Origin of the sequence: Rhodanobacter sp. IGA1.0, from assembly GCF_040208325.1 — a bacterium.
GTDB lineage: Bacteria > Pseudomonadota > Gammaproteobacteria > Xanthomonadales > Rhodanobacteraceae > Rhodanobacter > Rhodanobacter spathiphylli.
In genome coordinates, this window is sequence record NZ_CP157948.1 from 546160 (window position 1) to 570049 (window position 23890).

The 23890-nt window shown below is 67.4% G+C and carries 23 protein-coding genes; 15 read left to right on the forward strand and 8 right to left on the reverse strand.

Translation table 11 applies throughout. The features are described 5' to 3' along the window. The first annotated feature begins 13 nt into the window (after positions 1-13). Together ABNK63_RS02325 and aceE are read left to right on the forward strand one after the other, a co-directional pair. Positions 14-2305: an NADP-dependent malic enzyme gene (locus tag ABNK63_RS02325; RefSeq protein WP_007807468.1), complete on the forward strand. Its 2292-nt coding sequence runs from the start codon at positions 14-16 to the stop codon at positions 2303-2305. A 156-nt stretch (positions 2306-2461) separates the two neighbouring features. Then, the gene (aceE, locus tag ABNK63_RS02330; protein ID WP_007807466.1) at positions 2462-5161 is read left to right on the forward strand and encodes a pyruvate dehydrogenase (acetyl-transferring), homodimeric type; all 2700 of its coding nucleotides are present in this window, start codon (positions 2462-2464) and stop codon (positions 5159-5161) included. 80 nt (positions 5162-5241) lie between these two features. Here the strand turns inward: aceE and ABNK63_RS02335 are convergent, their stop codons facing one another. From ABNK63_RS02335 to ABNK63_RS02350, 4 genes are all read right to left on the reverse strand, one after another. Beyond that, the gene (locus tag ABNK63_RS02335) at positions 5242-5574 is read right to left on the reverse strand and encodes a hypothetical protein (RefSeq protein WP_007807459.1); all 333 of its coding nucleotides are present in this window, start codon (positions 5572-5574) and stop codon (positions 5242-5244) included. 87 nt (positions 5575-5661) lie between these two features. Beyond that, a complete protein-coding gene (locus ABNK63_RS02340) occupies positions 5662-6330 on the reverse strand; it encodes a glutathione S-transferase (protein ID WP_350016585.1) in 669 nt (222 codons plus the stop codon). Between the two features lie 69 nt (positions 6331-6399). Continuing rightward, on the reverse strand, positions 6400-7317 hold the full coding sequence (locus tag ABNK63_RS02345) for an arginine deiminase-related protein (RefSeq protein ID WP_350017179.1): 918 nt from the start codon (positions 7315-7317) through the stop codon (positions 6400-6402). A gap of 29 nt (positions 7318-7346) precedes the next feature. Next, positions 7347-8612 (reverse strand): MFS transporter, encoded by a 1266-nt coding sequence (locus ABNK63_RS02350; protein ID WP_350016586.1) that lies wholly within the window; start codon positions 8610-8612, stop codon positions 7347-7349. A gap of 146 nt (positions 8613-8758) precedes the next feature. Between ABNK63_RS02350 and ABNK63_RS02355 the strand changes: the two genes are divergently transcribed. Beyond that, positions 8759-9061, forward strand: coding sequence for a DUF3247 family protein (locus ABNK63_RS02355; protein ID WP_350016587.1), 303 nt, complete (start codon positions 8759-8761; stop codon positions 9059-9061). 3 nt (positions 9062-9064) lie between these two features. On the opposite strand, the gene ABNK63_RS02360 is transcribed toward ABNK63_RS02355, so the two are convergent. Next, positions 9065-10264 (reverse strand): acyltransferase family protein, encoded by a 1200-nt coding sequence (locus tag ABNK63_RS02360; protein WP_350016588.1) that lies wholly within the window; start codon positions 10262-10264, stop codon positions 9065-9067. 144 nt (positions 10265-10408) lie between these two features. Here ABNK63_RS02360 and ABNK63_RS02365 point away from each other — a divergent pair, with 144 nt between their 5' ends. The 3 genes from ABNK63_RS02365 to ABNK63_RS02375 all read left to right on the forward strand — a co-directional run bounded on the left by ABNK63_RS02365 (position 10409) and on the right by ABNK63_RS02375 (position 12619). Then, complete coding sequence (locus ABNK63_RS02365) at positions 10409-11275, forward strand: LytTR family DNA-binding domain-containing protein (protein ID WP_350016589.1); 867 nt, start codon at positions 10409-10411, stop codon at positions 11273-11275. 79 nt (positions 11276-11354) lie between these two features. Further along, the gene (locus tag ABNK63_RS02370) at positions 11355-12092 is read left to right on the forward strand and encodes a hypothetical protein (RefSeq protein ID WP_350016590.1); all 738 of its coding nucleotides are present in this window, start codon (positions 11355-11357) and stop codon (positions 12090-12092) included. A gap of 68 nt (positions 12093-12160) precedes the next feature. Then, on the forward strand, positions 12161-12619 hold the full coding sequence (locus ABNK63_RS02375; RefSeq protein ID WP_350016591.1) for a DUF6491 family protein: 459 nt from the start codon (positions 12161-12163) through the stop codon (positions 12617-12619). A 22-nt stretch (positions 12620-12641) separates the two neighbouring features. Here ABNK63_RS02375 and ABNK63_RS02380 read toward each other — a convergent pair whose 3' ends face one another. Further along, entirely contained in the window at positions 12642-13058 is a 417-nt protein-coding gene (locus ABNK63_RS02380) for a universal stress protein (protein WP_007807445.1), read from the reverse strand. A gap of 268 nt (positions 13059-13326) precedes the next feature. Between ABNK63_RS02380 and ABNK63_RS02385 the strand changes: the two genes are divergently transcribed. The 9 genes from ABNK63_RS02385 to ABNK63_RS02425 all read left to right on the forward strand — a co-directional run bounded on the left by ABNK63_RS02385 (position 13327) and on the right by ABNK63_RS02425 (position 19234). Continuing rightward, entirely contained in the window at positions 13327-13785 is a 459-nt protein-coding gene (locus ABNK63_RS02385; protein WP_040673132.1) for a hypothetical protein, read from the forward strand. A gap of 101 nt (positions 13786-13886) precedes the next feature. Then, positions 13887-14048 carry a hypothetical protein gene (locus ABNK63_RS02390; RefSeq protein WP_350016592.1) on the forward strand — a complete coding sequence of 54 codons (162 nt, stop codon included), beginning with the start codon at positions 13887-13889 and terminating at the stop codon, positions 14046-14048. Beyond that, positions 14048-14521: a hypothetical protein gene (locus ABNK63_RS02395; RefSeq protein WP_350016593.1), complete on the forward strand. Its 474-nt coding sequence runs from the start codon at positions 14048-14050 to the stop codon at positions 14519-14521. Before ABNK63_RS02390 ends, ABNK63_RS02395 begins: the two co-directional genes overlap by 1 nt. A 53-nt stretch (positions 14522-14574) precedes the next feature. Beyond that, entirely contained in the window at positions 14575-15429 is an 855-nt protein-coding gene (locus tag ABNK63_RS02400; protein WP_007807438.1) for an energy transducer TonB, read from the forward strand. A gap of 92 nt (positions 15430-15521) precedes the next feature. Next, positions 15522-16361: an energy transducer TonB gene (locus ABNK63_RS02405; protein WP_007807436.1), complete on the forward strand. Its 840-nt coding sequence runs from the start codon at positions 15522-15524 to the stop codon at positions 16359-16361. Between the two features lie 121 nt (positions 16362-16482). Then, on the forward strand, positions 16483-17241 hold the full coding sequence (locus tag ABNK63_RS02410; RefSeq protein ID WP_350016594.1) for a DUF2884 family protein: 759 nt from the start codon (positions 16483-16485) through the stop codon (positions 17239-17241). A gap of 84 nt (positions 17242-17325) precedes the next feature. Continuing rightward, the gene (locus ABNK63_RS02415) at positions 17326-17901 is read left to right on the forward strand and encodes a DUF924 family protein (protein WP_350016595.1); all 576 of its coding nucleotides are present in this window, start codon (positions 17326-17328) and stop codon (positions 17899-17901) included. Between the two features lie 56 nt (positions 17902-17957). Further along, on the forward strand, positions 17958-18266 hold the full coding sequence (locus ABNK63_RS02420) for a DUF2845 domain-containing protein (RefSeq protein WP_350016596.1): 309 nt from the start codon (positions 17958-17960) through the stop codon (positions 18264-18266). Positions 18267-18382: 116 nt separating this feature from the next. Further along, entirely contained in the window at positions 18383-19234 is an 852-nt protein-coding gene (locus ABNK63_RS02425) for a mechanosensitive ion channel domain-containing protein (RefSeq protein ID WP_007807428.1), read from the forward strand. Between the two features lie 29 nt (positions 19235-19263). Here the strand turns inward: ABNK63_RS02425 and ABNK63_RS02430 are convergent, their stop codons facing one another. Next, a complete protein-coding gene (locus tag ABNK63_RS02430) occupies positions 19264-22851 on the reverse strand; it encodes a M1 family aminopeptidase (RefSeq protein WP_350016597.1) in 3588 nt (1195 codons plus the stop codon). A 95-nt stretch (positions 22852-22946) separates the two neighbouring features. Next, positions 22947-23831 carry an ABC transporter ATP-binding protein gene (locus ABNK63_RS02435; protein ID WP_007807425.1) on the reverse strand — a complete coding sequence of 295 codons (885 nt, stop codon included), beginning with the start codon at positions 23829-23831 and terminating at the stop codon, positions 22947-22949. Positions 23832-23890: the final 59 nt, after the last annotated feature.

A 23890-nucleotide genomic window follows, 5' to 3' on the forward strand; every position in this document is an offset into this window, starting at 1 on the left:
AACAACGCATCCCATGAGCCTCCCCGAAGAACTGCGCCTCGCCGCGCTCGAATATCACCGCCTGCCCCGGCCGGGCAAGATCAAGGTCACCCCGACCACCTCGCTGCTGACCCAGCGCGACCTGTCGCTGGCGTATTCGCCCGGCGTCGCCGCGGCCTGCGACGCGATCGTCGAGGACCCGACCACCGCCGCCGAATACACCGCGCGCTCGAATCTGGTGGCGGTGATCAGCAACGGCACCGCGGTGCTCGGCCTGGGCAACATCGGCCCGCTGGCCAGCAAGCCGGTGATGGAAGGCAAGGGCGTGCTGTTCCAGAAGTTCGCCGGCATCGACGTGTTCGACATCGAGATCGACGAGAACGACCCGGACAAGCTGGTCGACATCATCGCCAGCCTGGAGCCGACCTTCGGCGGCATCAACCTGGAGGACATCAAGGCGCCGGAGTGTTTCATCGTCGAGCGCAAGCTGCGCGAGCGGATGAAGATCCCGGTGTTCCACGACGACCAGCACGGCACCTCGATCATCGTCGGCGCGGCGCTGATCAACGCGCTGGTGGTGGTCGGCAAGAAGATCGAGGACATCCGCGTGGCCACCACCGGCGCCGGCGCGGCGGGCATCTCCTGCCTGGACATGCTGGTGGCACTGGGCGTGAAGCCGCAGAACATCCTGGCGTTCGACCGCGACGGCGTGATCCACACCGGGCGCACCAACCTCGACCCCGACAAGCAGCGCTACGCGCGCGACACGAAAGCGCGCACGCTGGCCGAGATCGTCGATGGCGCGGACGTGTTCCTGGGCCTCTCCGCCGGTGGCATCCTGAAGCCGGAGATGGTCGCCACGATGGCCGAGCGGCCGATCATCTTCGCGCTGGCCAACCCGAATCCGGAGATCACCCCGGAAGACGCCAAGGCGGTGCGGCCGGACTGCATCATGGCCACCGGTCGTTCGGACTATCCGAACCAGGTCAACAACGCGCTGTGCTTCCCCTACCTGTTCCGCGGCGCGCTGGACGTGGGCGCCACGGTGATCAACGAGCCGATGAAGATCGCCTGCGTCAAGGCGATCGCGGCGCTGGCGCGGCGCGAGTCGTCCGACGTCAGCGCGCGCGCCTACGGCGGCAAACCGCCCAGCTTCGGGCCGAATTACCTGATCCCGCAGCCGTTCGACCCGCGCCTGCTGCTGCAGCTGCCGCCGGCGGTGGCGAAGGCGGCGATGGATTCGGGCGTGGCCACGCGGCCGATGGCCGATTTCGCCGAATACAACGATCGCCTCACCAGCTTCGTGTTCCGCACCGGCCTGCTGATGAAGCCGGTGTTCGAGCGGGCCAAGTCCGCGCCCGCACGGCTGGTCTACGCCGAGGGTGAGGAAGAGACCGTGCTGCGTGCGGTGCAGGTGGTGGTCGACGAAGGCCTGGGCAAGCCGATCCTGATCGGTCGCCCCGAGGTGATCGACAAGCGCATCAAGCGCGCCGGCCTGCGCATCCAGCCCGGCGTCGACATCGAGATATGCAACATCAACTCCGACCCGCGCTTCGACGACTACTGGCAGCATTACCACCGGCTGATGGAGCGTCGCGGGGTCACGCCGTCGATGGCCAAGGCGGTGATCCGCTCGCGGCCGACCGCGATCGCGGCGCTGATGGTCGAGCGCGGCGAGGCGGACGCGATGATCTGCGGCCTGGTCGGCCAGTACCAGAGCAAGTTGCGCTACATCCGCGACATCATCGGCCTGGACGAGGGCGTGGTCGAACCGTCGGCGATGGCCGCGGTGTCCACCGACAAGGGCACCTTCTTCTACCTCGACACCCACGTGCAGGACGATCCCTGCCCCGAGCAGATCGCCGAGGCCACGCTGCAGGCGTCGATCCGGCTGAAGCTGTTCGGCATCCAGCCCAAGATCGCGCTGCTCTCCGGCGGCAACTTCGGCAGCCGCGACACCTGCGGCTCGAAGAAGATGCGCAAGGCGCTGGAACTGATCCGCGCCCGCGCACCGCGGCTGGAAGTGGAGGGCGAAATGCAGGCCGACGTGGCGCTGGTGCCGGCGCTGCGCGAGAAGCTGTTCCCGCATTCGCGGCTGGAGGGCAAGGCGAACGTGTTCGTGTTCCCCAACCTGGACGCGGCCAACATCGCCTACAACATGACCCGCATGCTGTCGGACGGCGTGGTGATCGGGCCGATCCTGATGGGCGTGGCCAAGCCGGCGCATATCCTGATGCCGCAGTCGACCGTGCGTCGCGTGGTCAACATGAGCGCGGTGGCGTGCGTCGAGGCGCAGATCCGCGCGGCAAATCGTTCGCAGGGCTGAAGTTTCGCGGCGCCCGCCATGCGCCGGCGCATGGCGGGCGGATTGGCTAGCCTCAGGCCCAGCGGCTAGACTTGGACGTTGATTCCCGCCGCACTCCCCGGCGGCGGGCATTCCCCCTCAAGCATGAGCGCTGCAACGGCGCTGCGGAGAATCTTCATGGATCAGCTCGACGATATCCTCAACCAGGACATCGACCCCACCGAAACCCGCGAGTGGATCGATTCGCTCGACGCGGTGATCCATCATGACGGCACCGAGCGCGCGCACTTCCTGCTGGAGAAGATGGTCGACACCACCCGCCGTTCGGGTGGCCATCTGCCGTTCAATCCCACCACCGAATACGTCAACACGATCCCGCCCAGCCAGGAGGCGAAGAGCCCCGGCGACGCGGCGATGGAATGGCGCATCCGCTCGCTGATCCGCTGGAACGCGATGGCGATGGTGGTGCGCGCCAACCGCAAGCCCGGCGAGCTGGGCGGCCACATCGCCAGCTTCGCCTCCAGCGCCACGCTGTACGACGTGGGCTTCAACCATTTCTGGCGGGCGCCCAGCGCCGACCACCCTGGTGATTTGGTATTCCACCAGGGCCATTCCAGCCCGGGCGTCTACGCACGGTCGTTCCTCGAAGGCCGCCTGGCCGAGGACCAGCTCGACCTGTTCCGCATGGAAGTGGTGGGCAAGGGTCGGGCGCTGTCGTCGTATCCGCATCCGTGGCTGATGCCGGATTACTGGCAGGTGCCGACGGTATCGATGGGCCTGGGTCCGATCCAGGCGATCTACCAGGCACAGTTCTTCAAGTACCTGGAGAACCGCGGCCTGGTGCCGAAGAGCGATCGCAAGATCTGGTGCTTCCTGGGCGACGGCGAGTGCGACGAGCCGGAATCGCTCGGCGCGATCTCGCTGGCCGGCCGCGAGGGCCTGGACAACCTGATCTTCGTGATCAACTGCAACCTGCAGCGGCTGGACGGCCCGGTGCGCGGCAACGGCAAGATCATCCAGGAACTGGAAGGCGTGTTCCGCGGTGCGGGCTGGAACGCGATCAAGCTGGCCTGGGGCAGTTACTGGGACCCGCTCCTGGCGCGCGACGACAAGGGCGTGCTGCGCAAGCTGATGATGGAAACCGTCGACGGCGAATACCAGGCCTGCAAGGCGTTCGGCGGCGCGTACACCCGCGAGCATTTCTTCGGCAAGTATCCGGAGACGCGCGAGATGGTCGCCAACCTCAGCGACGACGACATCTGGCGGCTGAACCGCGGCGGCCATGATCCGCACAAGGTCTATGCGGCCTACCACGCGGCGTCCAACACCAAGGGCATGCCCACGGTGATCCTGGCCAAGACGGTCAAGGGTTACGGCATGGGCCTGGGTTCGGGCGAGTCGCAGAACCCCACCCACCAGCAGAAGAAGCTGGACGACGAATCGGTGCGCCACTTCCGCGACCGTTTCCAGATCCCGATCCCCGACGACAAGCTGCACGACGAAGTGCCGTACTACCACCCGGGCATGGATTCGCCGGAAGTGCAGTACATGCTGGAACGCCGCCGGGCGCTGGGCGGCTTCCTGCCGCAGCGCCGGCGCAAGGCCGAGGCCAAGCTGAAGGCGCCGGAGCTGTCCGCGTTCGAGCAGATCACCAAGGGCACCGGTGAGCGCGAGATCTCCACCACGATGGCGCTGGTGCGCGGCATCAACCTGCTGCTGCGCGACAAGCAGCTTGGCGAGCGCGTGGTGCCGATCGTGGCCGACGAGGCGCGCACCTTCGGCATGGAAGGCATGTTCCGCCAGATCGGCATCTACGCGCCGTTCGGCCAGAAGTACAAGCCGCAGGACTCCGACCAGCTGCTGTACTACCGCGAAGACCAGAAGGGCCAGGTGCTGCAGCAGGGCATCAGCGAGGCTGGCGGCATGGCCTCGTGGATGGCGGCGGCGACCAGCTACTCGGTCAGCAACCAGGCGATGCTGCCGTTCTTCATCTACTACTCGATGTTCGGCTTCCAGCGCATCGGCGACCTGTGCTGGGCGGCGGGCGACATGCGCGCGCGCGGCTTCCTGATCGGCGGCACCGCCGGCCGCACCACGCTGAACGGCGAAGGCCTGCAGCACGAGGACGGCCACTCGCACCTGCTGGCCGGTGCGATCCCCAACGTGAAGGCGTACGACCCCACCTTCTCCTACGAGGTCGCGGTGATCCTGCAGGACGGCGTGCGCAGCATGCTGCAGGAGCAGGAAGACCACTACTACTACATCACCGTGATGAACGAGAACTACAGCCACCCCGACCTGCCCAAGGGCAGCGAGGAAGGCATCATCAAGGGCATGTACCTGTTCAAGGACGGCGGCAAGCCGAAGAAGGGCGAGCCGCGCGTGCAGTTGCTGGGCTCGGGCACGATCCTGCGTGAAGTGATCGCGGCGGCCGAACTGCTGGAGAAGGACTTCGGCGTGAAGTCCGACATCTGGTCCTGCCCCAGCTTCGTCGAACTGCGTCGCGACGGCTTCGACGCCGAGCGCTGGAATCGCCTGCATCCGGAAGCGGAGCAGCGCGTGCCGTACGTCACCAGCCTGCTCGACGGACGCTCCGGCCCGGCGATCGCCGCCACCGACTACGTGCGCGAGTTCGCCGACCAGATCCGCGCCTTCATGCCCGACGGCATGCGCTACACCGTGCTGGGCACCGACGGTTACGGCCGCTCGGACACCCGCGCGCACCTGCGTGACTTCTTCGAGGTGGATCGCTACTGGATCGCGCACGCGGCGCTGGCGGCGCTGGCGAAGGACGGCAAGATGAACGCGAAGGACGTGAGCCGGGCGATCAAGGAATACAAGCTCGACCAGGACAAGCCGAACCCGCTTGCCGTCTGAGCCGTCTGGACGTCCCAATGAAAAACCCGCCGATCGGCGGGTTTTTCATTGCGCGGAGGAATAGCGTGGACGGGGCGGATTCAATCCTCGTCGTCGCTGCGGAACGCCCGGCGCAGCAGCAGGAACGCGCCGATGGTGCCGGCCACGATCGCCACGGTGGCCGCCGGATGGCGGTTCACCTTGCGGCGCAGGCGGCGATACTGGTAGTTCGCCTCGTCGGCGAAATCCTCGGCGGCGCGGCTCAGCTGGCGGCGGTAGTCGGCCCGCTTGTCGAAGCGCTGGCGGATGGTGCGGCGCCCGCGTTCCAGCAGGTCCTGCGCGCTGCTGGTGGCGCCGTCGGCGTAATGGCGGGCCCGCTCGCCGGCGCGCTCGGCGGTGTCCTGGAGCTGGCGTCCGATATCGTGTTTGCGCATGATCGTCTCCTTGGCGTCTGAGCCCTCAGGCTGGCAGCGCCACCGTGAGCGAGGCGTAAACAGGAGCGGCGAAAGCGCGGCCTGCATTCAGCCAAGCCGGTAATCGCCGCCCTTTTCCAGTGCGCGTCGATAGGCCGGGCGGGCGTGGATGCGCTGCAGGAAGGCAGCCAGGTTCGGGTGGCTTGCGTCCAGTCCGCCACGGGCGGCGAAGGCTTCCAGCGGAAAACTCAGCTGGATGTCCGCCGCGCCGAAGGCGTCATCGACGAACCACGTCCTGCCGACCAGTGCGCCTTCCAGATAATCCAGGTGCAGGCGCAGCTGCGGATCGACGAACGAGCGCATCACCTTGCGCGCGATGCTCCCGGCGACGGGCCTGACGAAGAATGGCGCCGGCGCGGCCGCCACCTTCCGGAACACCAGCTTCAGCAGCAACGGCGGCATCGCCGAGCCTTCGGCGTAGTGCAGCCAGTAGTTGCAGCGCAACCGCGCCGGCGTGCCGTGGGCGGGAATCAGCACGCCGGCGCCGTAGCGGTCGGCCAGGTATTCGATGATCGCGCCGGACTCGGCCAGGGTCAGTTCGCCATCGGTGATCACCGGCGACTTGCCCAGCGGATGCACGGTGCGCAACTCGGGCGGTGCCAGCATGGTCTCCGGATCGCGCTGGTAGCGCCTGATCTCGTAGGGCAGGCCCAGCTCTTCCAGCAGCCACAGGATGCGCTGCGAGCGCGAATTGTCGAGGTGATGGACCGTGATCATGGTGGCTTCCGCAGGATGATGTGGCACGAGGACAAGCGTGCCGCGCAACGCGCATACGGAAATCGGGGCTCAGTAGATCTCGCCCACGCAGCAACGCAGGCTGCCGCCGGCCTTCTCGATTTCGCCGAGCTCCACCGTCCCCACCGCGAAGCCGTAGTCGCCCAGCGTCGCCAACTGCGTCTCGGTCAGGGACGCCGCGGCGCAGGCGCTCATCCAGACCCGTTCGTCCGACAGGGCGATCGCATTGCCGGCGAAGGCCTGTTTCTGCGCCGGGCTGATCCAGAGCGCACGACCGCCGCAGGCGTCGGCGATCGCCTGCGCGGCGGCGGGATCGCGGAAGCCGTCGGCGGCGATGATCGCGGCGCGGCTGGCCAGCAGGGTCAGCACCACGTTGGTGTGGTATTCGCCCTCGGCCAGTTCGAAGCAGAACATCAGGCGCAGCTCGAACGCCTTCAGCATCGCCCGTGCGCCGGCCATGTCGCAACGCTCGCCGAGGCCGCAGTAGCCGACGCCGCGGGCGCGGTCGATGATCAGCGAACCGGTCAGCTCGGCGACCAGGTCGTCGCAGCCGGACAGGTCGATCTCGTCGTAGCCCAGCATGTCGCCGAAGAACGCGCGGATGTCCGCGCGTTCGGCCTCGCGCTGGCGCACCGGATGACGCATGCGGCCCACGATCAGCCGGCCCGGCGCGGTGGCGAACACGTTGTTGGGAAACACCGCGTCGGGTGTGGCGGGATCGCCGGGGAAGGTGATCACCGGCACGTCCGCCCGCAGGGCCTGCGCCAGCGCGCCGTGCTGGGCCAGCGCCTTGAGCGGGTCGACGACCTGGTCCATGTCCATGTAGCGGTTGTCGCGCGCCGATTCCGCCGCCAGCGCAAACTCCGCGGGCGCCACCATGAAGGCCGCACGTGCCGTCGCGGCGGCGCCGGGCAACGGTGCCAGCGTGGCAAACGCTTCGAGGAATTCGGCGGGCGACGTGGTGATGATCACGGTGCGGTTCCAGACGCGAAGAGACGTCAGAGAATATCCGCTGCCGGTTCTTCCCGCGCGGCGGTTTCCACGTGCAGCCGCTGGCGCCGGCGCAGGGTCGGGAACACCGCCATCCACAGCCCGACCACCACCAGCGTGCCGACGCCGCCGAGCACGGTGGCGTTCACCGCGCCCAGCCATGCCGCCAGCATGCCGGACTCGAACTCGCCCAGCTGGTTGGAGGTGTTGATGAAGATCGCGTTCACCGCGCTGACCCGGCCGCGCATGTCGTCCGGCGTGTCCAGCTGCACCAGCGCGCCGCGGATCACCATGCTGACCATGTCGAATGCACCCAGCGCGAACAGCGCGAGCAGTGACAGCCACAGGGCGGTCGACAGCGCGAACACCAGGGTCGCCACGCCGAAACCCGCCACCGACGCGAACATGATCATGCCGACCCGCCGCTGCATGTCATGGTGCGCCAGCCACACCGACATCAGCAGCGCGCCCACCGCCGGTGCGGCCCGCAACAGGCCCAGGCCCCACGGGCCGGTATGCAGGATGTCCCTGGCGAAGATCGGCAGCAGGGCGGTGGCGCCGCCCAGCAGCACGGCGAACAGGTCCAGCGAGATCACGCCCAGCACGTCGGGGCGGCCACGGATGAAGTGCACGCCGGCAAACAGGGTCTTCAGCGTGGCCGGTTCGCGCTTCGGCGGCGCCTGTTCGTAGCGCAATCGCGCCATCAGCACGATCGACACCAGGTACAGCACCGCGCAGGTCGCGTACACCACGCCCGGGCCGGCCACGTACAGGAGGCCGCCGACCGCCGGCCCCATGATCATCGCCGCCTGGCCGGCCGAACCGTTCACCGCCATCGCGCGGGGCAGCACGGTGGCCGGCACCAGCGCCGGCAGCATCGATTGCAACGCGGGAAATTCGAAGGCCTTGGCGATGCCGATCACGAACACCAGCAGCAGGATGCCCGCCTCGTGGATGCCGTGGGCCAGGCTCATGCCGGCCAGCACGGCGATGGCGATCCATTCCACCAGTTGTCCCAGCAGCACGACGCGGCGTCGTTCGAACTGGTCGGCGACATGGCCGGCCGGCAAGGCCAGCAGCACCGATGGCACGAACTGCACCAGGCCGATCAGGCCGAGGTCGAAGGCGCGGCCAGTGATCGCGTAGATCTGCCAGCCGACCGCCACCGACAGCATCTGGAAGCCGAAGCCCGAGGCGATCCGGGCGCACCAGAAGGCGACGAAGGCGGGGTGTCGAAGCAGCGAATCCGTGGCCGTGGAACGAGGCAGAGGCATGGGGTGTCCTTGCGGGGGCGTCATTATCCCGCGGGCGGGTTCGTCCACAAGCGGCGGCGGTTCAGCTGGCAGACGGCCGATCTTGACGCGCCCTTGCCATGTTCCGGCCTAGCGTCCTGCCCACTACCGAGCCGAAGGACAGTCCCATGGGCCGCCAGGCAAAACATGTCTACACCGACCATGCCAGCATCCGGCAGCTGGAATCACTGGTGGATGAGTTGCCCGCCAACGGCCACGTGGTGCTGCTGCTGAAGGACGGCAGCAGCTGCGACGGCGTGGTCAGCACGCGGCCGAACGTGCAGGTGTTCCGAGATGCCCAGGAGCGCGAAGGCATCAATGCCACCGTGCAGCTCGAACGGCCGGACGTGCCGGAGTGGAGGCGCCAGGTCTGGCTCGACCAGATCGTGCGGGTAGAGCACCTCGACTCGATCATGGCCAGCGAGAACTGAAGCTCAGGCAAGGTCGTCGGCCACGCTGGCCGGGATGGCCCGCGGTGATGCCGCGCGCGCCGGCGCATCCAGGCCGAACAAGGGCCGCAGCCAGCGGCTCCGGCGTATCACGAACTCGTGCAGCAGCGCACAACCGCCCACCGTGGCCAGCACGATCAGGGCGGGTTCGATCACCGGCCCCAGCCCCAGCGGCATCAGCTGCCAGGCGAACAGCAACAGCAGGCTCTGGTGCAGCACGTACCACGGATACACCGCCTCGCGCGCATACGGCAGCCAGCGGAACGGGCGGTTGAGATACGCGTGACCCCAGCCCAGCACGGCCACGATCGCGCTCCACAGGTACAGGTAATGCAGCGCCCGCACCGCCAGCACCAGGGGCGGGGCGGCATCGTCCGGCAGGGTCTCGATGCCCAGCAGGTAGAACGCGAAGCAGCCCAGCGCCAGTGGCAGCGAGGCCCGGCGCAGCCGCGCCAGTTCGGCCCAGATGCCGGTGTCGGTGCCCAGCAGGTAGCCATACACGAACACCGTGGCGTAGATCGCATGGGCGTACCAGTCGCCCCACAGCGCGCCGGTCACCGGGTAGCGGCCGGCCAGCAGGGAACCCCACAGCAGCAGCGGCAGGGCAGGCAACAGCAGCAGGCGCGTGCCGCGCAACTTCAGGCAGGCGTTGCGCAGGCGCTGGCCCGCCCGCGACTCCAGCAACGGCAGCAGGGCCAGCAGCAGCATCGTGTATACCCACAGGTAGGGCAGGTACCACAGGTGGTTCCAGGTGAAGCCGTACTGCCAGCCGGTGAACGCGCCCGCGGGCCACGGGCCGCCGCTCCAGTAGCGCAGCAGGAACTGGCCGAAGCCGGGCTCGACCAGATGGTTCGACAGTCCCTGCACGTACGGCTGGATCGGCACCACCACCAGCACGCCGAACACCAGCGGCAGCAGCAGGCGCAGGCTGCGCTTGCCGGCCAGCCGGCCGATGCTGCCGCGCCGGCGCATGAAGTTCACCGCCAGCCCGGAGACCAGGAACAAGAGCTCCATCCGCCAGCGGTTCAGGAACAGCATCGGGTACTGCAGCCATTCGGCGGTGTGGCTGCTCTTGAGGTGGAAGTCCCAGCCGTCCCCGGCCACGTACAACATCGCGGCGTGGTACAGGATCAGCAGGCCGAAGGCGAGGACGCGCAGTGCGTCGATATCGTGGCGGCGGTTCATGGCGGCATTCCCGTGTGAAAGTGGCCCCAGCCTGGGTCGCCGCGCGCCGCCCGTCCCGTCCTAAGTGACCGCCTGACGGGCCCTGGGGACGAACGGCGGCCGGCAGGGACGAGTGGCGGGGACGACTTCGGTAAACTCCGGCCGATGGGCACGACTCCCGGCTTCGACATCTACCAGCGCTGGCGGCGACCGTTCGAGGTCGCGGTCTGGCTGGTGTTCTTCGCGATCAACGGCGTCTTCAACAGCATCAACTCGGGCATCGACCACGCCGGCGCGGCGGCGTGGGAACCCTGGCTGTGGGAGTGGAGCAGCGTGGTGATGCTGCTGGCGCTGTTGCCGGGGGTGATCGCGCTGGAGCGGCGCTGGCCGATCCGCTTCGACACCTGGCGCCGCAACCTGCCGTTGCATCTGCTGTTCAGCGTGCCGTTCAGCCTGATCCACGTGGGCGGGATGCACGTGTTGCGGAAGCTGGGCTACACCCTCGCCGGTGCGCATTACGACGCGTTCGGCGCCTCATGGTGGATGAATGCGGGCTACGAATACCTCAAGGATGTGCGCACCTATTTCGTGATCGTCGGCGCGCTGGTGCTGTACCGGCTGTGGCTGCTGCGCCAGCAGGGCGAGGCGCGACTGCTGGCCGCGCCGGACGAAGGCGCGCCGGTGGAGCCGGTCGAGCGCCCCGAACGATTCCTGGTGCGCAAGCTGGGCAAGGAATTCCTGCTCAACGCCAACGAGATCGAATGGCTGCAGGCTTCGGGCAACTACGTGAACCTGCGCGTACGCGGTCGCGACTACCCGCTGCGGGCCACCATGGCGGGGATCGAGGCGCGGCTGGACCCGGCCCGCTTCGTGCGGGTGCATCGCGGCTACTTCGCCAACCTCGACTATCTTGTCGAGATCGAGCCGCTGGAAACCGGCGACGCGCGCCTGCAGATGCGTGACGGCACCAGGCTTCCCTGCAGCCGGCGTTACCGCGCCGCACTGCGCGAGCGTTTCGGGCAGCCCGACTGATCGCCCGACCGCGGGCCGGTTGCGCCGCAGCGACGGATCGTTACAAGCTAGCCGTCTGTTCCCCCCAGGTATGCCGCTGATGAATGTCGCCCTTCCCTGTCGCGCCGTGATGGCGTTCGGTCTCGCCGCACTGCTGGCCGCCTGCTCGCAGGGCGGGGCTGCGGCGCCAGACGCCGCACGGCAGCAGGCGCAAGCCGCGAATGCGGACGCCGTGCGCAACCTCGACGCGTATCGTCAGTTGCTGCGCATCCACAACGACGAGATGGCAGTGACGATGGGCAAGGAAATCGTCAGGCGCTTCCCGGACAGCGACGCCGCGAAGGAAGTGCAGCAGACCCTGCCGGCGATCGAGAAGCGCTACACCGAGGCCAGCGAAAGGAAGCGGCTCGAACGCCTGTGGCTGTACCAGGTGGCGCCGATGGCCGGCGGCACGCAATCCACCGCGACCATCGAAAACAGCCAGCCCGCCAGCGGTGACCGCGTGCGGCTGGTGCTGCGCCGGCATACCAGCTGGGGCCAGAGCGTGTTCCTGTATGGCAGCAAGCCCGGCTTCGTCTGCCGTGGCAACTGCAGCATCGCCACCCACGTCGACGGGCGCACGGTGGCGGTGAAGGCGTTTGCGCCGTCCACCGGCGAGCCGGCGCTGATGATCCGCGACGACAAGGCGTTCATCGCCATGCTCGGCAAGGCGAAGAAGCTCAGCATGGACGTCACCCTGGTCGATGGCGAGAAGAAAGAGACCCTGGTCTATGAAGTGGCCGGCTTCGATCCCGCGAAGTGGACCGCCGTGGGCAAGAGCAGGTCCGCCGGGAAATAGCCGGCGGAGTCATCCGCGACACCGCTGCCGCGTTACTGGCAACAGGCATCCCACATGAGGTTGGCGTCATGGACAAGTCATGGCTGATCCCCGCCGGCGCGCTGGCGCTGGCCGCGTTGACTGCAGGATGCTCCAGCGTGCCGTACGCGCAGCGCATGCAGCAGCGGCAGGCGGCGTACGCTGCGGCGGCCGGCGCGCCGGTGCGCAGTTTCAGCTACTTCAGCCTGTACTCGTGGGAGCCGCTGAGCGACACCGAGCTGGCGGTGTATACCCGGCCGAACCAGGCGTACCTGCTCGACCTCGGCGGCTGCCAGGACCTGATGTTCGCCAACACCATCGGGCTCACCTCGAGCATCAACCAGGTGACGGTGGGTTTCGACAAGGTGCTCACCGGCCGCCACAGCTTTCCCTGCACCATCACCGGTATCCGCCCGGTCGACGTGAAGAGCCTGAAGATCGCCCAGGAAAAGCAGCGCAAAATCGAGGCGGCCGCGCGCAGCGCCGCGCCGCCAGCGGCAAAAAACTAGCGGGGCTGCCGAAGACCCGCCGTCAGCGCACCACGGTGACCGGCACGTGGGCGCGTGCCAGCACGTTGCCGGAGACCGAGCCCAGCAGCCATCGCGCCAGGGCGCCGCGCTCGGTGTGTCCGATCACGATGTGATCGATGCCGTGCTGTTCGACCTGGCTGAGCAGGACGTCGCCGGGGCTGCCGTAGATCAGCTCCACATCGACCATGTCGGCCGCATCGGGGACCACCGCGGCCAGTTCCTGCAGCAGTTCCTGTGCCCGCCGGGTGCCGGAGTCGGCGATCATCAGTGCCGAGACGTCGGTGCCGCCTTCGGTCACCTGCAGCACCGATACCACGCGAACCCGGCCACCGGAGCAGCGCGCCAGATCGATCGCGAACTGGAACGCCCGTCGTGACACGTCCGAGCCGTCGTAACCCACCAGCGAGTGCCTGACCATCGTTTCCCTTCGCGCCTGCGCGGCCATCGGGCCGTGGCCTTCGAGTCTAGGAGCGTGGGGAGTGGAAACCAAGCGACGCACGCCGCCTGCCGTGCCTGGCGGTCCATGCATGCCGCCGAAAGCTGAACGGACGGTCATTCGTCTGCACGTCTCTGTCACGCCGCCCTGCACAGGATTCGTTCCACCCGCATCCACGACGGCCGTGCCACCCAGGCTGGCCGCGGGAAGCGCACCAACCGCTGTTCCGCACACTCGAAGGAGAGACCTCATGATCAAGCGTACTTTTGGATTGGCTGCCCTGGTAATGGCCTGCGCGGGTGCGATGACCGTACTGCCGACGAGCTCCGCACAGGCTGCCGAAGCGAGCGTGAAATGCGATCTGGTCTACAACCTGTCGGGCTGGTCGCTGATCTACAAGCATGCCGAAGGCACCGGCATGGTCACCTGCAGCAACGGCCAGAGCGCCAAGGTGAAGATCGCCGTGGTCGGCGGCGGCCTGACGGCCGGCAAGTACCACATTGACAACGGCAAGGGCGAGATCAGCAAGGTGCACGGCATCGCCGATGTCTTCGGCGACTATGCGCAGGCCGGCGCCGAAGCGGGCGTGGTCAAGAGCTCGACCGCGCAGGTACTGACCAAGGGCACCACGTCGCTGGCTCTGGCCGGCACCGGCGAGGGCGTGAACCTGGGCATTTCGGTGGGCAAGTTCACCATCAGCCAGCTCTGATCACGGCCACGGCCTGATCCGGAAGGGCGCCATGGGCGCCCTTCCTTTTGCGTGCGCGTAAACTGCAGCGATTGCGCACACCCGCTCGGAGACTCCTGTCCATGCGTCGTCTTGCTGTCCCGTTTGCGTTGCCCCTGCTGCTCGCCACGAACGGAGCGGCGTTCACCGCCATGCCCCGGGTGGGCAAGGCGGCCCCGGCGTTCCATTTGCAGAACTCGGCCCAGGTACTGGCCGATCTGGCTCCCCTGAAGGCGGCGCACTGATGCCGCTGGCACCGAACGTCGCCGGCGCGGCGAACCGGCGCTTCGCGCCCTGGGCGATCGGCCCCTGGGTCCTGCTGTTGCTGGCCGCGATCGGCTTCGTGCAATACCTGCGGCATGCCGATTACCTGTATCTCGGCGTGGCCGTCGCGATCATCGTGGTCTGCGCCGGCTGCATCCTGCGCCAGGCCTGGTCGCGGCCGGCGATGCAGCTGCTGGCGCTGCTGCTGGCGGTGTGGTCGCTGGTGACCGCGGTGCTGATGCTGCAGCAATCGGGTGACTTCGAGATCGCCCGCCAGCACGCCCGGGCGCAGCCGCAACTCGGCGAGATGGCGCTGTGGATGATCGCGCGGGCACAACGCACCTGGCAGGTCGGCATCGCGCTGAAGCTGGTGGCCATTCCCGCGCTGCTGTGGCTGGCCTGGCAGCTGGGGCGGCCCGCCGTGCGCACGCAATTCCGCTCGCGCCGGCCCTGACGGTCGGTGATACTGCAGCCGGGCACTTGCGCGGATCCGCTTCGGGGGAAGGGATGAAGAACTGGCTGGCGGGGTTGTGCTGTCTGTTGCTTTGCGGCGTGGCATTCGCGTCGGGCCCGGGCGGCGTGCGCAAGCGGGTCCAGGCGAGCATGCTGCTCACCGGGACGATCGTGGTGGCGCCGGACGGCAGCGTGCGCAGTTACGCCATCGATCGCGCCGACCAGGTCGACCCCGCGGCGATGAACCTGGTCAACCGCAGCATTCCCGCATGGAAGTTCGAGCCCGTGCTGATCGCCGGCAAGCCGGTGGCGGCCAGGGCAAAGATGAGCCTGCGGGTGGTTGCCAGACCGATCGGCGATGGCAACTACTCACTGGCCATCAACGGCACGCATTTCGGCCAGGAAGTGCCCGGTCAACATGTCACCTACCAGAATCGCGTGCCGCCCACCTATCCGCCGCAGGCCATCAAGGGGCGCGTGACCGGTACGGTCTATCTGGTGCTGCGAGTGGGACGGCAGGGGCAGGTCGAGGATGCCGAGGCGGAACAGGTCAATCTGGCCGTGATCGCCAGCGACCGGGACATGGTGCAATGGCGCAATGTGCTTGCGAAGTCCGCGCTGGCGGCCGCCAGGAAGTGGACTTTCCATACGCCGACCTCGGGCGAATATGTCAATGCGCCGTACTGGGTTGCACGCGTGCCGGTTGCCTACCATCTGAAAACTCTCGACGAGCCCGAAGTCGATACCTACGGGAAATGGCAGGCGTACGTCCCCGGGCCGAAGGAACTGGTGCCGTGGATCGATAGCAAGCGCCTGCTGTCCGGCAGCGCCGATGCACTGCCGGGCGACGGCATCTATCAGCTCGATCGGGACGGGCTGCAGCTGCTCACGCCGCCGAGCGGCGCCTGACTCCACCGGGGGTATTCCCGACGAATCGTGCAGGTCAGGTGCCTGCCATGGTTGGCGGCTCCGGTATTCCAAGGGCTTGCAGGGGAACACGGATGAAGCGATTTCTGATCGGGCTGTCCTGCGCTTTGCTGTCGGTCGCCGCATTGGCTACCGGCCCGACCGCACTGCGCAAGCGGATGCAGGCCAGCATGCTGCTCACCGGGACGATCGTGGTGGCGCCGGATGGCAGCGTCCGTAGCTACGTCATCGATCACGCGGAAAAAGTGCCGAAGGACGTGGGCAGCCTGATAGAGAGGAATGTGTGGCAATGGAAGTTCGCGCCCGTTCTGGTGAACGGCGCGCCGGTGGCGGCCGAGGCGAAGATGAGTTTTCGCGTCGTTGCCAAACCCGTGGGCGATGACAAATTCTCCATCGGCATCAGCGGCGCCCAGTTTGGCGAGGGCAGCCCGGGGCAGTCGATCAGCATCCGGGAAATGTCCTGGCCGGCTTATCCGGCAGTGGCGGCACGGGCTCGCGTGGAAGGCACGGTCTACCTGCTGCTGCGGGTGGGGCGGCAGGGGGAAGTAAAGGAGGTCGTGGCCGAACAGGTCAACATGGGTGTGCTGGACAACGAGCGCCAACTGGCGCGATGGCGCCCCCTTCTTGCCAAGGCGGCCATCGCAGCCGCCAGGAAATGGACCTTCAATCTGCCCGCATCGGGGCGTGGGGTCGATGACGACAACTGGTTTGTCAGGGTGCCAATCGGGTTTGGCATCGGCCCGCGAGCCGACGACTATGGCCAGTGGGAGGTCTACATACCGGGGCCGCGCCAGCCGATTCCCTGGTTTGACGGAGGGAGGCAGGTCTTGTCCAGCGCGGACGCCTCGCCTGATGGTGCCATCAGCCAGCCCGACCGGGGCTTGAATCTGCTCACTCCGCTGGACGGCGCCTGAGGGCAATGCGGGGAGCAAGGAGCCGGTCGTGAACGTGCGTGCACTTTCCCGGCGAAGGTATTCAGCGAGGGTTGCTGCGTGGGCAGTTATCGCTAGGGAACCGTTTTCCGGGATCGGGTTGATGCCCATGCGTGCGTTTCGAAGCTTCGCCTCTCTGTTGCTGTTGTCGGGTGCGTGTTCGCTGCAGGCGCAGGATCTGGCGGCGACCTGCCATGCCAGCAGCAGTTATGACGTCACCCTGAAACCTGACAGCCTGTTGTTCGACCGGCCTGCGCCGGCGCCGTTCCATGTCGAGTTGCAGCAGGGCGCCCTGCGCACCGATGGCGCCAGCGTGAGCTTGAACGCGGAGAGCCAGGACCGGCTGACGCTGTTCGAGCGCGAGCTGCGCGAGCTGGCGCCGCGCGTGCGCACGGTGGCCCGCAACGGGGTCGACGTCGCGGCGCAGGCCCTGCGCAGCGAGGCCGACGGCATGGGTCTGGGCGCCGATACCCGGGCCGAGTTCCAGCGTCGGCTGGACGCCCATGCGGCGGAGCTGAAACGACGCATCTCGGTCAGCCAGAGCACCCACGACTGGCAGGGCGATGCCGCCAACCAGGCAATGAACCAGATCGCCGGCGATCTGTTGCCGCTGCTGGCGGCCGACCTGGGCCAGCAGGCGATCAACGCGGCGCTGTCCGGCGACCTGCAGGCCGCCGCCACGCTGCGCGATCGCGCCGCCGACCTGGCCACCGAACTGCAGCCGCGATTGCAGGCGCGGTTGCAGGTATTGCGTCCGCAGGTCGAGGCGCTGTGTCCGGCGATCCGCCGGCTTGCCTCGCTGCAGCAGGGCGTGCGAGGCAGCGACGGCCAGCCGCTGAACCTGCTGCAGGTCGGGCCATGACACCCGCGCACCGGGTGCGTGTTTGCATGGTGCGCGTGCTGGCGGGCATGGTCGGAAGCCCCGCCACTGCCTGAGGGAAGGATCATGCAGGCCAGCGCCAGCGATGTTCTCGACTTCTGGTTCGCCGAAGCGCACGCCGAGCACTGGTTTGCCGCCAGCGCCGACTTCGACGGGCAGATCCGCGCGCAATTCGGCGGCGCCGTGCAGGACGCCGCGAACGGACGGCTGGACGGCTGGACGGCCACGCCGTCAGGCTGGCTCGCGCTGCTGATCCTGCTCGACCAGTTTCCCCGCAACCTGTATCGCCACGACCCGCGCGCCTGGGCGACCGATCCGGCGGCGCAGCGCGTCGCATTGTCGGGGCTGTCCCGTGGTGATGACCGCCAACTTCCCGCCATCCGGCGCGTGTTCGCCTACCTGCCGCTGGAGCACGCGGAGAATCCCGCGCTCCAGCGGCGTTCGGTCGAATTGTTCGAGGCGCTGAGGGTCAAAGCACCGCCCGGTGAGGTCGCCCGCTTCGACAATTTTCTGGACTATGCTCGAGGCCATCGCGACGTAATCGAGCGCTTCGGCCGCTTTCCCCATCGCAACGCCGTGCTTGGCCGCGCCAGCACCGCCGACGAGATGGACTATCTGGCCCGGCCGGGGGCGGGATTCTGAATCGCGCAACGCCGTCCGCCTGGCGGCGGCACATTCCACCGACCAGGGAGCAGGTCATGCGTATTCGTCCAGTCATTGTGTTGTTCGCCTTCAGTGCCGCCGTGCACGCGTCCAGTACCTTGCGGGTCGGCAACCAGGTGCTGGTTGCCGGCGACAGCCGCGAACGGGTGGTGGACCTGCTCGGCAAGCCAAGCTCGAAATCGCATGCGCACAAGTCGCGCAGCCACGGCAGCCGCCGCGGCGGCGTGCGGGTGATCGACCGCAACGAGGGTGGCGAGCAGTGGCGTTACCGCCGCGATGGCCACGTCACCGTGGTGACCCTGGTCGACGGCAGGGTCACCGATATCGAGGACGATCGGCTCTGAGGCAGGTCCCCGCGGCGTCGGGGAGTTGTCGGGCACGATCCGTCCGCCTGCGTGCGTGTCACGCGGCTTTTGCGGCGGTTTGCTAGGCTGGTGGCGTTTCCGACCGGACCGAAGCAATGCACGATTTCCTCGACAACCTGCTGGGCCAGGCGCTGTCCGCCAGCGTGATCCATGCGGGACTGAACCTGCTGTTCGCCTTGCTGATCCTGCTGGTCGGCATCTGGGTGGCGGCGCGCATGGCCAACTTCAGCCGCCGCGCGCTGCAGCGAGCGAATGTGGACGACACCCTCAGCGGCTTCCTGCGCAACGTGATCTACGGCGTGCTGGTGGCGATGCTGATCGTGATGGCCCTGACCCGCGCCGGCGTGCCCTCGGCGCCCCTGGTTGCTGCGCTGGGTGCCGGAGGCCTGGCCATCGGCCTGGCCCTGCAGGGCTCGCTGAGCAACCTCGCGTGGGGTGTGTTGCTGGTGATCTTCCGGCCATTCCGCGTCGGCGATTACGTCACCGCCGGCGGAATCGATGGCACGGTGCAGGGCATCAACCTGATGCATACCCTGCTGCTGTTGCCGGACGGACGCGAGGCGGTGGTGCCGAACGGCAAGGTTGGGGGCGACGCCATCGTCAATTTCAACCGTCGCGGCCGGCGGCGGTTCGAGTTGAAGATCGGCATCGGCTACAAGGATGACATCGGTGCGGCGATGGCCGAGATCCGCCGCCTGTTCGAGGTCGACCCGCGCATCCTGCAAGATCCCGAGCCGGGGGTTTGGACAGTCGGGCTCGGCGAGAGCTCGGTGGACCTGGTGGTTCGCGCGTGGACGGGCACCGATGACTTCTGGGCGGTGCAGACCGACCTGCTGCGGGCGATCAAGGAGCACTTCGACGCCGCGGGCATCAGTATCCCGTTCCCGCAGCGCGAACTGACCATCACGCGTGGCGACCTGCCCGGGCCTGCTCCGAGGCAGGCGTGACGTCGGCGGGATGCCACGCGGGTTGACCGCTAGTCGACGGTCACCCCGCGGCGATTGTCGGTGGACACCTTGTCGATCAGCTCGTTGTAGGGATCGACGCCGGCCAGTGCGGGCTTGCCGTCGACCACCACGGTGATCGTGCTGTCGCCGTCCTTCAGCAGGCGTTTCTCCAGGTACAGCGGCTTGCCGTCCCGGCCGCCGCCGGGCGAGGCCGCGAACACGCCGATCTCGATCGGGATGTCCGCGCTGGCCGTGGTTTCCTTGCCGCTGCCGTCCAGGTAGACCTTGCCGGCGTGCAGCTTCAGGGTCACTTCGTATTTCCCGTCCGGCAGTTTCTTCGCACGGGCATCGGTGAGCCGGTTGTCGAACAGGGTGATCTTCCAGAAGAAGTCGTCCAGCAGCGATTTCCACTGCGGCCCGGCGGTCTTGTCCAGCGCGTCCATGAACTCCTGTGAAGTGGTGTAGGGCGGCTGCTGGAAGCCCTTGTCCAGCAGGAACTGCTTGAGCATGCCGTTGAGCTTCGCTTCGCCCAGGTAGTCCTGCAGCGCATAGAAGACCAGCGAGCCCTTGCGATAGTGGATGTACGGCTGGTTCTCCACCTTCGCCAGCGGCTCCTCGGCCAGCTTCTCGGTCGCGCGGCCAACCAGGTAGGCATCCAGTTCGTACTTCAGGAACTTGTGCATCTGGTCGGCGCCGTATTTGTGCTTCATCACCATCAGCGACGAGTACTGCGCCAGCGACTCGCTGAGCATGGTCGAGCCCTGCATGTTCGCGCCGATCACCCGGTGCGCCCACCACTGGTGGGCCACTTCGTGGGCGGTGACGTCGTAGACGTAGTCGATCTTCGACTTGTCGCGCAGGTCGGCGATGAAGCCGATCGATTCGGAGAACGGGATGGTGTTGGCGAACGACTGGGCGAACGCGGCGTAGCCGGGGAACTCCAGGATGCGCAGCTGCTTGAACTGGTACGGCGTGTAGTTGGCGTCGTAGTAGTCCAGCGAGTCCTTCGCGCTCTCGATCATCCGGTCCACGTTCCAGGCGTGCGCCGGGTTGTAGTAGACCGAGATGTCCACGCCCTTCCACTGCACGTGCTTCACCGAGTAGCGCGCCGACAGGTAGGCGAAGAAGTTCAGCATCGGCCGCTGCATGGTGTAGTGGAAGTAGTGCCGACCGTTGGCCGTCCATTCCTTCTGCAGCGTGCCCGGTGCCAGCGCGATCTGGTCGGCGGCGGTGGAGACGGTAGTGTCGAAGTCGATCCAGTCCGCATCGTTGCTGATGTAGGTATTGGCGCGGGCCTTCTCGTCACCCAGCTTCGGCATCCGCGGCACCTCGGCGGACAGGCCGTACTTGCGCCGGTCGTTGCGATCGGTGAGCTGGTACTCGGTCTGGTAACCGAACTGCGGCAGCATGCCGCTGTTGAAGAAGCTGCCGTTGTGCACCAGGAAGGTGGCACCGGTGTCGTTGGTGAAGCCCCTGGGCGCGTATTCCAGGCTGAAGTCGAAATCCATCGACGCCCCCGGCGCCAGCGGCGTCTTGAGGCGGTACACGGTGAAGCCCAGGTCCTTGTCCTCGCTGACCGTGTCGTGCGGGGCGAACTGCAGCGACTTCACGGTGAACTCGTCAGTGAAGTTCACGTACAGCTCGCTGATCGGCGCGGTGGATTTGTTGACCAGGGTGTAGTGGGCGCGGATGTCCAGCCTGCGCCGGTAGGGATGGATGTCCACGTCGGCCTTCACCGCGGTGATGCGCGGTTGCGGGGCGTCCTTGTACTTCGCGTACTTCTTCTCGTAGTCCGCGCGCTGCACCGTCTTCGCGGTGCTGTTGCGGTAGGTGTTGAGCACGTTGGTGTTGCAGTAGATCCACCCGCCGGTGCCGATGAAGCCCAGCGCGGCGACCACCAGCACGATCAGGGCCGGTGCATGCAGGCGGGCGCGGGCTTCGCGCAGGCGGTCGCGCCACGCATCGTCGGTGCCGCGCGCCCAGAACAGCGCAGCCAGCACCAGCATGACCACCGCCAGGCAGGCCCAGTAGCCGTCGAACCACAGTGCACCGGTGAGGAAATGGCCGAAGCCGTTCATGTCCGAATACGGCACGCTGGGACCGCTGCCGTAGTTGTACAGGTTGTGGTCCCAGTGCAGCAGGCCGAAGCCGATCGAGCTGGCCGCCACCCACAGGATGGTCAGCAGGTAGCCCAGGAACTTGTTGTTGGACATCACCTGCAGGAACAGCGCCAGCACCGCGATCAGCACGAACGGAATCGCGTTCAGCGCCAGCATGCCCAGGTACAGGCCCGGCTCCAGGTGCGTGTAGCCGTGCGCCAGCTGCCAGACGATGCCGACCACCGCGCCGATCAGCAGCATCAGCACGATGATGGTCAGCAGGGCGCCGAACTTCGCCAGCAGCGGTACCCAGTCCGGCACCGGGAAGGCGTCCGTGACTTCGGCGGAGTGCTGGCTGCGCTCGCGCCAGACCAGCTCGCCGGCATAGAAGATCACGATGATGATCAGCGGCAGGCTGAAGCTGCCGTTGATCGCGGTGAGCACCTGGTGTGTCACCGGCCACACCGGCGTGCCGTAGATCAGCCCGGACGAAACCAGCGACACCAGCATCAGCACCAGCGACAGCGCCAGCAGCACCAGCAGGGCCACGCCACGCACCACGCCGAGCGTGTCGAACAGGAACTGGGCGCGCAGCTGCTGCAGGTGGATACGCCAGCCGCGGCCGATGCTCACCCGGGGCAGGGTCAGCGCGGCGCCGCTGGCCGGCGGGCGCAGCATCGGCGGTTCGGCGCGCTTCTTGCGGCGCGGCAGCTGCAGGCCCTCGCGATTCGGCCGGAACAGCCAGTAGGCCGCCACGAACAGCACGACCGCCACGCCGATCCACAGCAGACGGTTGAACAGCAGCACGCCGTCCAGAGCGGGCAGCAGATGGTTGCTCTGGTCGGGTGACCAGTAGCGGGTGACGATGCCCAGCGTGCGGCCACCGAACGGGTCCAGCATCGCGGCGATGGTGTGGCTGTCGATGTCCCGGCTGAGATAGCCGGTGACGCCCGACAGCACGAAATACGCGATCACCCCGATATAGGTGGCCAGCAGCGAACGCGTGGTGGTGGCCAGCAGGAACAGCAGCGCGGCGATGAACAGCATGTTCGGGATCACCATCACGCCCAGCGACCACGCATAGCCGTACCAGCTGGCCGGGCCCAGTCGCGCCGCGTCGATCCACGGCATCGCGGCGCCCAGCGCCAGCCCGAGGGCACACACCAGCATGATCGCCAGCGCGGCCAGGTAGCCCGCGGCGAAGCGGCCGCCCAGGTAGGCGCCGCGACTCATCGGCGTGCTGAAAAACAGCTCCGAGGTGCGGTTGTCGAAATCACGCAGGGCGGCGCCGGCCACGAAGATGGTGATCAGGAACACGCTGAGCACGGTGAGCACGCCCAGCAGGCGCACGATCACCAGCGGCGCATTGCGCAGCACGTTGCCGCTGGCGCCTCCGGCAACCACCATGTCGGTGCTGGAAAGCGCGAAGGCCAGCGCGCCGAACGCGGCGGCGACGATCCAGAACAGCGGCGCCTTCAACTGCTGGCGCAACTCGAAGCGGAGTATTTCGAAGAACATGGGTGATCCTGGCTGCTGCAAGGACGCCGTGTGCGCGATGTCCTCCATCGGACGGAACATCGCACGCAGGTGGCCCCTGCGGATTCGGGGCGCCTTCAGGCGGCCTTGGCGGTGGCCTGCGCCCGCAGGCGACCGAAGTAGACGTCCTCCAGGTCCGGTGCGACCGCTTCGAAGCCTTCCTCCGGCTTCGTGTCGGCCAGCACGTGCAGCAGGGTGCGGCCGCCGGCAAGGCGGGTGGACAGGATGTTCATGCGGGCGCGATAGCCGTCCAGCTGGTTCTTGTCGATGCTGCGGCGCCAGACCCGGCCCTCCAGCGAGCGGATCGCCTCGCCCGGTTCGCCGGTCAGCAGCACCTGGCCCTGGCCGATGATCGCCATGCGCGAGCACAGGTCGGTGACATCCTCAACGATGTGGGTGGACAGGATCACCACCATCCGCTCGCCCAGTTCGGCCAGCAGGTTGAGGAAGCGGTTGCGTTCCTCCGGGTCGAGTCCGGCGGTGGGTTCGTCGACGATGATCAGGCGGGGCTCGCCAATCAGCGCCTGGGCGATGCCGAAGCGCTGGCGCATGCCGCCGGAGTAGGTGCCCAGCTTGCGCTTGCGCACGTCCCACAGGTTGACCTGGCGCAGCAGCGCTTCGACCAGGTCGCGCCGCTCGCCTTTCACGGTGACGCCCTTGAGCACGGCGAAGTGATCCAGCATCGCCTCGGCCGAGACCTTCGGGTACACGCCGAATTCCTGCGGCAGGTAGCCCAGCAGGCGCCGGGTGTCCTGCTTGTCGGCCAGCAGGTCCATCTCGTCCAGCCTGATCGTGCCCTCGTCCGGGTCCTGCAGCGTGGCGATCGTGCGCATCAGCGAAGACTTGCCGGCGCCATTGGGGCCCAGCAGGCCGAACATGCCGCCGGGAATGTCGAGCGACACCCCGCGCAGCGCCCGGACGCCGTTGGCATAGGTCTTGGACAGGTCGCGTATCGTCAGCATGGGTTCCTTCCGGTGCCGCGCGGTGCGGCGTGAACATGGGCTCAGGTTAGGCTACGCAA

Excerpts from the sequence above, each read along its gene's own strand:
- ABNK63_RS02380 (WP_007807445.1), bottom strand. The coding sequence starts at position 13,058 with ATGGTCAGGCACTCGCTGGTGGGTTACGACGGCTCGGACGTGTCACGA.
- aceE (WP_007807466.1), top strand. The coding sequence starts at position 2,462 with ATGGATCAGCTCGACGATATCCTCAACCAGGACATCGACCCCACCGAA.
- ABNK63_RS02435 (WP_007807425.1), bottom strand. The coding sequence starts at position 23,831 with ATGCTGACGATACGCGACCTGTCCAAGACCTATGCCAACGGCGTCCGG.
- ABNK63_RS02415 (WP_350016595.1), top strand. The coding sequence starts at position 17,326 with ATGCAGGCCAGCGCCAGCGATGTTCTCGACTTCTGGTTCGCCGAAGCG.
- ABNK63_RS02400 (WP_007807438.1), top strand. The coding sequence starts at position 14,575 with ATGAAGAACTGGCTGGCGGGGTTGTGCTGTCTGTTGCTTTGCGGCGTG.
- ABNK63_RS02405 (WP_007807436.1), top strand. The coding sequence starts at position 15,522 with ATGAAGCGATTTCTGATCGGGCTGTCCTGCGCTTTGCTGTCGGTCGCC.
- ABNK63_RS02430 (WP_350016597.1), bottom strand. The coding sequence starts at position 22,851 with ATGTTCTTCGAAATACTCCGCTTCGAGTTGCGCCAGCAGTTGAAGGCG.
- ABNK63_RS02420 (WP_350016596.1), top strand. The coding sequence starts at position 17,958 with ATGCGTATTCGTCCAGTCATTGTGTTGTTCGCCTTCAGTGCCGCCGTG.
- ABNK63_RS02390 (WP_350016592.1), top strand. The coding sequence starts at position 13,887 with ATGCGTCGTCTTGCTGTCCCGTTTGCGTTGCCCCTGCTGCTCGCCACG.
- ABNK63_RS02325 (WP_007807468.1), top strand. The coding sequence starts at position 14 with ATGAGCCTCCCCGAAGAACTGCGCCTCGCCGCGCTCGAATATCACCGC.
- ABNK63_RS02350 (WP_350016586.1), bottom strand. The coding sequence starts at position 8,612 with ATGCCTCTGCCTCGTTCCACGGCCACGGATTCGCTGCTTCGACACCCC.
- ABNK63_RS02370 (WP_350016590.1), top strand. The coding sequence starts at position 11,355 with ATGAATGTCGCCCTTCCCTGTCGCGCCGTGATGGCGTTCGGTCTCGCC.
- ABNK63_RS02395 (WP_350016593.1), top strand. The coding sequence starts at position 14,048 with ATGCCGCTGGCACCGAACGTCGCCGGCGCGGCGAACCGGCGCTTCGCG.
- ABNK63_RS02355 (WP_350016587.1), top strand. The coding sequence starts at position 8,759 with ATGGGCCGCCAGGCAAAACATGTCTACACCGACCATGCCAGCATCCGG.
- ABNK63_RS02360 (WP_350016588.1), bottom strand. The coding sequence starts at position 10,264 with ATGAACCGCCGCCACGATATCGACGCACTGCGCGTCCTCGCCTTCGGC.
- ABNK63_RS02375 (WP_350016591.1), top strand. The coding sequence starts at position 12,161 with ATGGACAAGTCATGGCTGATCCCCGCCGGCGCGCTGGCGCTGGCCGCG.
- ABNK63_RS02365 (WP_350016589.1), top strand. The coding sequence starts at position 10,409 with ATGGGCACGACTCCCGGCTTCGACATCTACCAGCGCTGGCGGCGACCG.
- ABNK63_RS02385 (WP_040673132.1), top strand. The coding sequence starts at position 13,327 with ATGATCAAGCGTACTTTTGGATTGGCTGCCCTGGTAATGGCCTGCGCG.
- ABNK63_RS02335 (WP_007807459.1), bottom strand. The coding sequence starts at position 5,574 with ATGCGCAAACACGATATCGGACGCCAGCTCCAGGACACCGCCGAGCGC.
- ABNK63_RS02340 (WP_350016585.1), bottom strand. The coding sequence starts at position 6,330 with ATGATCACGGTCCATCACCTCGACAATTCGCGCTCGCAGCGCATCCTG.
- ABNK63_RS02410 (WP_350016594.1), top strand. The coding sequence starts at position 16,483 with ATGCCCATGCGTGCGTTTCGAAGCTTCGCCTCTCTGTTGCTGTTGTCG.
- ABNK63_RS02425 (WP_007807428.1), top strand. The coding sequence starts at position 18,383 with ATGCACGATTTCCTCGACAACCTGCTGGGCCAGGCGCTGTCCGCCAGC.